Here is a 7,947-nt window from a genome sequence, read left to right on the forward strand (position 1 = left end):
CTGCGGCAGCGGGCGCGGCGGCTCCGGCTTCTGCTTGAGCACTGCGGCGGCACTGCTGGGGGTGGGGGCGACGATCTCTTCCAGCGGGACTTCCGGCGCACGCGGCGGCAGCAGGATCAGCTGGGTGCGCTCGGCCGGCGGTGGCGGCAGGTCAGCCGGCGAATAGGCCTGCGTCCAGAGCAGGGCCACGAAGAGGCCGACATGGGCCAGCACCGTGATGCCGGCCGCGAGGGCACGCGCATGGCGTTCGACGAACGCAGGCGGGCGGGGCGACCACGGCGGACCGACGAGCGGCTGGCCCGTGCGAAGGAGGGGGAACGGCATCGCCAAGTGCGCAAATGAGAAGTGTTCGCATTATCGCATTGTTGGGCCACCGGTGGGCGGACTTGGGCTACGGTGCCCGGAGGGGGCGTTGGGCCCACCCGGAGCGCCCGAACGCAGAACGCCGCGATCTCTCGCGGCGTTCCGGGTACCCAGCGTTGGGGTGCTGTCAGCCCAGCAGCTTGCGCACCTTGTTCAACGCGGTGATGAAGCGCTCGATCTCGTCGTGCGTGTTGTAGAACGCCAGCGACGCACGGCAGGTCGCCGCCACCCCGTAGTACTGCAGCAGCGGGTGCGCGCAATGCTGGCCCGACCGCACCGCCACGCCCTCCAGGTCCAGCAGGGTGGCCAGGTCGTGCGAGTGGGCGCCTTCGATCAGGAATGAGACCACCGCCGCCTTGTCCGGCGTGGTGCCGAAGATGCGCAGGCCGTCGATCTTGCCCAGCTCTTCGTTGAAGTGTGCCAGCAGCTCGGTTTCGCGGGTTTCCACGTGGTCCAGGCCAAGCGATTCGAGGTAGTCCACCGCCACGCCCAGACCGATGAAACCGGCGATGTTCGGGGTGCCGGCTTCGAACTTGTGCGGGGCATCGTTGAACACAGTGCCCTCGAAGCTCACTTCCTTGATCATCTCGCCGCCCCCGATGAACGGCGGCATCGCGTCGAGGTGCTCGCGGCGTGCCCACAGTGCGCCAGTGCCGGTGGGGCCGCACATCTTGTGGCCGGTGATGGCATAGAAGTCGCAACCGATCGCGGCCACGTCCACCTTGCGGTGCGGTACGGCCTGCGAGCCGTCCACCACGGTGATGATGCCGCGCTTGCGCGCTTCCCGGCAGATCTCGCGGACCGGGTTGACCGTGCCCAGCACGTTGGAGACGTGCGCCACGGCAAGCAGTTTGACCTCGGCGGTCATCGTACGGCGCAGGGCGTCCAGGTCGAGCGCGCCGTCGGGGGTGATCTCGGCCACGCGGATCGTGGCGCCGGTACGCTCGGCCACCAGCTGCCACGGCACGATGTTGGCATGGTGTTCCATGCGCGACACCAGGATCACGTCACCGGCCTTCAACCGCGGCAAGGCCCACGAGTACGCCACCAGGTTGAGCGCGAAGGTGGTGCCGCTGCACAGCACCAGTTCACTGGCACGCACGTTGAGGAAGCGCGCCAGCTTGCTGCGCGCGCCTTCGTAGGCATCGGTGGCCTCGGTGCCCAGCGCATGCACCGCGCGGCTCACGTTGGCGTTGTAGCGGCGGTAGAACTCATCCACCGCGCCAATGACCTGCACCGGCTTCTGGCCGGTGTTGGCATTGTCGAAGTACACCAGCGGCTTGCCGTGCACTTCGCGCATCAACAGCGGGAAGTCCAGGCGGACGCGGTCCCAGTCCGGGGCCACCGCGGTATCGGGCGCCGGGCGCGCGGTGGAGAGGTTCATGCCACGCCTGCCTGGGCCAGGGCGATGTCGAGCTGGCGGCGCAGTTGCTCGGTCAGGCGCGCATCCAGTGCGTTCAGCGGTTCATGGCAGAACGCCGCGCTGAGCAGCTGCTGGGCCTGGTCGGCGGCCAACCCGCGCGAGCGCAGGTAGAACAGGGCGTTGGCATCAAGCTGGCCGACGGTGGCACCGTGGGCCGCCTTCACTTCGTCGGCGTCGATCACCAGCGTGGGCTGGGTATCGATCTCGGCATCGGCCGACAGCAGCAGGTTCTTGTTGGACAGGTTGGCATCGGTGCCATCGGCGCCGGCGCGGATGTGGATGCCGCCATGGAACACCACGCGGCTGCGGTGGGCAGCCACGCCACGCCACAGCATCTGCGAGCTGGTGTCGCGCGCGATGTGCTCGATGCCCAGGCGGGTATCCACGTGGCGGCGGCCATTGCCCAGCAACACGCCGTTGGCGGTGAGCTGGGCGTTGTCGCCTTCCAGGCGCACGTTGAGCTCGTGGCGGCTCAATGCGGCGCCCAGTTCGAGGTCGATGCGGCGGTACTGCGCGTTGCGGGCGAGCACGGCGTCGGTGCGCAGCAGGGTGGTGGCGCGCCCGCTGTCGGCCTGCACGCGGGCGTGCGAGAGCACGGCGTCCTGGGCCAGGTGCACGTGCACCAGGGTGTTGCCCAGGTGCGCGGCATCGCCTACATGCAGGTGGTGTTCGACCACCCCGAGCGCGGCGCCGGCGCGCAGTTCGATCAGGTGGCGGTGGTGCCAGGCCAGGTCGGTCTCGCCGGCCACGCTGATGAAGACCAGCTGCAGCGGCAGTTCGACCTGTGCGCCGTCTTCCACGCGCACCACCACGCCTTCATCGGCGAGGGCGGCGTTGAGGCGGGCGAACACTTCGTCGCTGCGCTCGAAACGGCGGCCGAGAAAGCGCAGGGCTTCGTCGCCGGCGGCCAGCGCCGAGGACAGGGTCTGCAGCTGGATGCCGGCCGGCAGCGCGGCCACATCGCTCAGCGCCTGCGACGGACGGCCGTTGACGAACACCAGGCGCGGCGACGGAATGTCGGCCAGCAGCGCGGCATCGACGTCGGTGGCGGCCAGCGGCGCCGGGTGGAAACTGCGGCGTTCCAGCTGGCGCAGCGAGGTGTACTTCCAGGCTTCGGTACGCGGGCCGGGCAGGCCGGCCTGCAGGGCGGCGTCCAGTTCGGCGCGGCGCGCGTCGCTGCCGCAGAAGCCGCTGGCGAGGGAATCGAGCAGGGCGCTCATCAGACCGCTGCCTCCGGCACCACGCGGTCCTTCAGGAAGTGGTAGCCGTGGGCTTCCAGTTCCAGGGCCAGTTCCGGGCCGCCGCTCTGCACGATCTTGCCGTCGGCCAGCACGTGCACCACGTCCGGCTTGATGTAGTCGAGCAGGCGCTGGTAGTGGGTGATGACGATGAAGGAGCGGTCCGGCGAGCGCAGCGCGTTGACGCCGTCGGCCACGCTCTTGAGCGCGTCGATGTCCAGGCCCGAATCGGTTTCGTCCAGGATCGCCAGCTTGGGTTCAAGCACGGCCAGCTGGAAGATTTCGTTGCGCTTCTTCTCACCACCGGAGAAGCCTTCGTTGACGCCGCGATGCAGCAGTTCGTCCTTCAGGTGCAGCACGGCCAGCTTCTGGCGCACCAGCTTGAGGAACTGCATCGAATCCAGTTCGTCCTCGCCGCGCGCCTTGCGCTGGGCGTTGAGCGCGGCGCGCAGGAAGTAGGTGTTGTTGACGCCGGGGATTTCCACCGGGTACTGGAAGGCCAGGAACAGACCGGCGGCGGCGCGTTCTTCCGGCGCCAGCTCGAGCAGGTCCTTGCCTTCGAACTGCACAGTGCCTTCGCTCACGTCATAGCCGTCGCGGCCGGCCAGCACGTTGCCCAGGGTGGACTTGCCGGCGCCGTTGGGGCCCATGATGGCGTGCACCTGGCCGGGCTTCACGTCCAGCGAGAGGCCCTTGAGGATTTCCTTGTCGCCGATGCGGGCGTGGAGGTTGTCGATCTTCAGCATGATACGAATCCGGTGTAGAGCCACGCCATGCGTGGCTGAAAAATTCAAACGACGGCGGCTGTCGGGTTAACCCACAGACCCTTCCAGCGACACTTCCAGCAGCTTCTTGGCTTCCACCGCGAACTCCATCGGCAGCTCGCGGAACACCTGCTTGCAGAAGCCGTCGACGATCATCGACACCGCGTTTTCCTGGTCGATGCCGCGGGCGCGGCAATAGAACAGCTGGTCGTCGGAGATCTTGGAGGTGGTGGCCTCGTGCTCCACCGTCGCACTCGGGTTCTTGACCTCGATGTACGGGAAGGTGTGCGCGCCGGAGGTCTTGCCGATCAGCAGCGAGTCGCACTGGGTGTAGTTGCGCGCGCCGTCGGCGTTGCGGTCCACCTTGACCAGGCCACGGTAGGTGTTCTGGCCACGCCCGGCACTGATGCCCTTGCTGACGATCTTGCTCTTGGTGCGCTTGCCGATGTGGATCATCTTGGTGCCGGTGTCGGCCTGCTGGCGATGGTGGGTCAGCGCCACCGAGTGGAACTCGCCCACCGAGTCGTCGCCCAGCAGCACGCAGGACGGGTACTTCCAGGTGATCGCCGAGCCGGTTTCCACCTGGGTCCAGGTGACCTTGCTGCGCGCGCCCCGGCATTCGGCACGCTTGGTGACGAAGTTGTAGATGCCGCCCACGCCGTTCTCGTCGCCCGGGTACCAGTTCTGCACCGTGGAGTACTTGATCTCGGCATCTTCCAGCGCCACCAGCTCGACCACCGCGGCGTGCAGCTGGTTCTCATCGCGCATCGGCGCGGTGCAGCCTTCCAGGTAGGACACGTACGCCTTGTCCTCGCAGATGATCAGGGTGCGCTCGAACTGGCCGGTGTGGCCGGCATTGATGCGGAAGTACGTGCTCAGTTCCATCGGGCAACGCACGCCCTTGGGGATGAACACGAAGCTGCCGTCGGAGAACACCGCCGAATTCAACGCGGCAAAGTAGTTGTCGCCGACCGGCACCACGGTGCCCAGGTACTGTTTGACCAGCTCCGGGTGCTCCTTGATGGCTTCGGACATCGAGCAGAAGATCACGCCCTTCTCGGCCAGTTCCTTGCGGAAGGTGGTGCCCACCGAGACCGAATCGAACACCGCATCCACGGCCACGCCGGCCAGCTTGGCGCGCTCATGCAGCGGCACGCCCAGCTTGTCGTAGGTGTCCAGCAGTTCCTTGGGCACGTCGTCCAGCGAGGCGTACTTCGGGCCCTTCGGCGCGGAGTAGTAGCTCAGCGACTGCAGGTCGATCGGGGCGATCTGCAGCTTGGCCCAGTTCGGCATCGGCATGGTCAGGAAGTGGCGGTAGGCGTCCAGGCGCCACTGCGTCATCCATTCCGGCTCGTCCTTCTTGGCCGACAGGGCACGGATGGTGTCCTCGTCCAGGCCGGGCGGCAGCGAGTCCGATTCGATATCGGTGATGAAGCCGGCCGAATACTTGCGGCCAAGCTGCTCGTGGATCTCGCGGTTGGGGGTATCGCCAGTGGCGACGGTGTCGAGGATATCGGTGGCCATGGGGGCTGCCTGTGGATCAGGAGACGACATCGGCCGCGATCACGCGGCGCGAAGCATCAACAAGGGGAAGAGGGGGCAGGATCTGCGCCAGGCTGACCGCGCGCAGTGCTTCGGACACCACGTCGTTGATCAGCCGCCAGCTGCTGCGGGCGCCGCATTGCATCTCACGCCCGCACTGACTGTGCTCGTGGGCGCACTCGGTCAGGCCCAGCGGGCCCTCCATGGCTTCCACGATCTCGAACAGGGTGATCTGCTCGGCCGGGCGGGTCAGGCGGTAACCGCCACGCACGCCGCGCAGGCCTTCAACCAGCCCGGCCTGGGCCAGCGGCTTGAGCAGCTTGCTGACGGTGGGCGGTTCAAGGCTGGCGAACTCGGCCAGTTCGGTCGCACTGAGCACTTCGCCCGGGCGGGCGGCGAGCACGGTCAGCACGACGGTGGCGTAATCGGTGAGTTTGGTGACGCGGAGCATGGGGAGGGTGAAATCGTAAAGCGGACTGAAATTGTACGCTTTTCTCCGCGGGCATCCAACCCACCCCGTTCAGGGGCGATCCCGGGGGATGCTGCAGGGGCTTGGCATCGCGTGGCTTTGGCAATCACAAAGATTAAGCGAGAATCGTTGCCTACCTTCCGCAACGGCCAGCCACATGCCCAAGAAGATCCAAGCCCGCAAGTCCTCCATCCACGGCAACGGCGTATTCGCGCTGGCGCCGATCAAGCAGGGCGAGCGGGTCATCCAGTACAAGGGGTTGCTGCGCAGCCACGCCGACGTGGATGCCGATGATACCGGGGATGTCGAGAGCGGGCACACCTTCCTGTTCACCCTGAATGACGATTACGTCATCGATGCCAACTACAAGGGCAACGACGCGCGCTGGTTGAACCACAGCTGCGACCCGAACTGCGAGGCGGTGATCGAGGAAGCCGAGGGCGACAACCGCCGCGACGACAAGGTGTTCATCGAGGCGATCAAGGACATCAAGCCGGGCGACGAGCTGACCTACAACTACGGCATCACCCTGGCCGAGCGCCACACCGCGCGCCTGAAGAAGATCTGGGAGTGCCGCTGCGGGTCGAAGAAGTGCACCGGGACGATGCTGCAGCCCAAGCGCTGATCCGGTTGCGTGCACGGGGTGCCGGTGGCTGCCGGCACTGCCCACGCGCCCTGCACATGCTGGTCACTGCTGCCCAATGCGCGGCGCGGCAGACTGAAGGCTCCTTTCTACCGGAGCCTTTCCATGGCACACGCACTCAACGGCAAGCAGGTGGCGATCCTGGCCACCGACGGTTTTGAACAGTCCGAACTGCAGGAGCCCAAGCGCCTGCTGGAAACGTGGGGCGCCACGGTGACGGTGATCGCCCCCGGCGATGCCAGCCAGATCCGCGGCTGGAAGGGCAAGGACTGGGGCGAATCGGTGGCGGTGGATCAGGCGCTGGCGGCGGCCAAGCCCGATGCGTACCACGCGCTGGTGCTGCCCGGTGGGGTGATCAACCCCGACAAACTGCGTATCGACGCGCAGGCTGTGGACTTCATCAAGGCATTTGGCGCCTCCGGCAAGCCGGTCGCGGCGATCTGCCATGGGCCGTGGCTGCTGGTGGAATCGGGGCTGGCAAAGGGCCGCGCGGTGACGTCGTGGCCGTCGCTGAAAACCGACCTGAGCAACGCAGGCGCGAAGTGGCGCGATGAAGAAGTGGTGGTGGACGGCAACCTGATCACCAGCCGCAAGCCGGATGACATTCCGGCGTTCGCCGACGCGGTGGCCAAGGCGTTGGCAGGTTGATCCTGGCGGGTACCGACGTGGGGCGTACCGACCAACGGCCGGTACGCCCTTGCATCATTTGCCCAGCATGCCCGCCGGAACCAGCTTGCCCAGGTCCTGGTTGAAGGTCACCACCAGCTTGCCGTTCTCCACCTGCGCCGATTGCACCTGCAGCGCGCCGAGCACGCTGGCCACGGTGGGGTCGATCTTGTAGATCGGCTCGCGCCGCGCATAGTCGGTCAGCCAGGCATTGAGCAGGCTGCGCGTGCGCGAATCCAGGCGTCCACCGTTGTTGGCCGGGGTGAAGTCGTCCACGGTCGGCTGGTCCAGGTGGAAGCCCTGGGTCTGTGCGTCGTAGCGCAGGCCACTGCTCAACTTCACCTTTCCCAGCGCGGCCGGCGCGCTGCCGGCGGTGGCCATGGCGATATCGAACCCCAGATCCAGGCGGTTGCCCTGTGGCAGGGCCAGTTGCGGATGGCTCATGGTCATGGCGATCAGCCCGCCGAGCGCATCCTGGGTGCGCGGGAAGCTGCCGTCCAGGTACTGCTGCACGTCGCTGGCGCCCACCGACAGCTGGCGGCCGGACACGCTGGGTGCGGCCTGCGCACCGACGGCGGCGGCGATCAGCACGGTGCATGCGGCGATGCGGGACAACAGCGGGCGTGCGTTCATGGGGGCGGGCCGTAGCGAAGGGGGAGGCGCCAACGATAGCGCTTCCGGCTGAATCCAGCTTGGATGCCGTGCCGCCGCTGCACGGTGATTGCCGGGCGGTCAGTCCAGCACGGGCTGCAGCGACGCGCCGTGGATTTCCCAGCCGCTTGCGTCGGGGCGTGGCTGCAGGCGATACCCGCCTTGGTACCGCAGGGGGCCATCGGCGG

Annotated in this window: 8 protein-coding genes and 1 pseudogene; 2 read left to right on the forward strand and 7 right to left on the reverse strand. The window is 67.2% G+C overall.

The window, feature by feature from the left end:
• The 6 genes and pseudogenes from DBR34_RS02655 to DBR34_RS02680 all read right to left on the reverse strand — a co-directional run.
• Positions 1-324, reverse strand: a pseudogene (locus DBR34_RS02655) (hypothetical protein); the annotation flags it as partial.
• A gap of 166 nt (positions 325-490) precedes the next feature.
• Positions 491-1,747 (reverse strand): cysteine desulfurase, encoded by a 1,257-nt coding sequence (locus DBR34_RS02660; protein ID WP_128095582.1) that lies wholly within the window; start codon positions 1,745-1,747, stop codon positions 491-493.
• Positions 1,744-3,006, reverse strand: coding sequence for a Fe-S cluster assembly protein SufD (gene sufD, locus DBR34_RS02665; RefSeq protein ID WP_128095583.1), 1,263 nt, complete (start codon positions 3,004-3,006; stop codon positions 1,744-1,746). Before sufD ends, DBR34_RS02660 begins: the two co-directional genes overlap by 4 nt.
• Entirely contained in the window at positions 3,006-3,770 is a 765-nt protein-coding gene (gene sufC, locus DBR34_RS02670; protein ID WP_128095584.1) for a Fe-S cluster assembly ATPase SufC, read from the reverse strand. The genes sufD and sufC overlap by 1 nt, the downstream gene beginning before the upstream one ends.
• A gap of 66 nt (positions 3,771-3,836) precedes the next feature.
• Positions 3,837-5,312, reverse strand: coding sequence for a Fe-S cluster assembly protein SufB (sufB, locus tag DBR34_RS02675; protein ID WP_128095585.1), 1,476 nt, complete (start codon positions 5,310-5,312; stop codon positions 3,837-3,839).
• Positions 5,313-5,328: 16 nt separating this feature from the next.
• A complete protein-coding gene (locus DBR34_RS02680) occupies positions 5,329-5,781 on the reverse strand; it encodes an SUF system Fe-S cluster assembly regulator (RefSeq protein WP_038689897.1) in 453 nt (150 codons plus the stop codon).
• Positions 5,782-5,956: 175 nt separating this feature from the next.
• On the opposite strand from DBR34_RS02680, the gene DBR34_RS02685 reads away from it, so the two are divergent.
• Positions 5,957-6,424: an SET domain-containing protein-lysine N-methyltransferase gene (locus DBR34_RS02685; RefSeq protein ID WP_128095586.1), complete on the forward strand. Its 468-nt coding sequence runs from the start codon at positions 5,957-5,959 to the stop codon at positions 6,422-6,424.
• Between the two features lie 123 nt (positions 6,425-6,547).
• Positions 6,548-7,090: a type 1 glutamine amidotransferase domain-containing protein gene (locus DBR34_RS02690; RefSeq protein WP_128095587.1), complete on the forward strand. Its 543-nt coding sequence runs from the start codon at positions 6,548-6,550 to the stop codon at positions 7,088-7,090.
• Between the two features lie 54 nt (positions 7,091-7,144).
• On the opposite strand, the gene DBR34_RS02695 is transcribed toward DBR34_RS02690, so the two are convergent.
• Entirely contained in the window at positions 7,145-7,741 is a 597-nt protein-coding gene (locus DBR34_RS02695; RefSeq protein ID WP_128095588.1) for a DUF1439 domain-containing protein, read from the reverse strand.
• Between the last annotated feature and the right edge of the window lie 206 nt (positions 7,742-7,947).

This window comes from Stenotrophomonas sp. HMWF003 (genome assembly GCF_003061285.1).
Classification (GTDB): Bacteria; Pseudomonadota; Gammaproteobacteria; order Xanthomonadales; family Xanthomonadaceae; genus Stenotrophomonas; species Stenotrophomonas maltophilia_AP.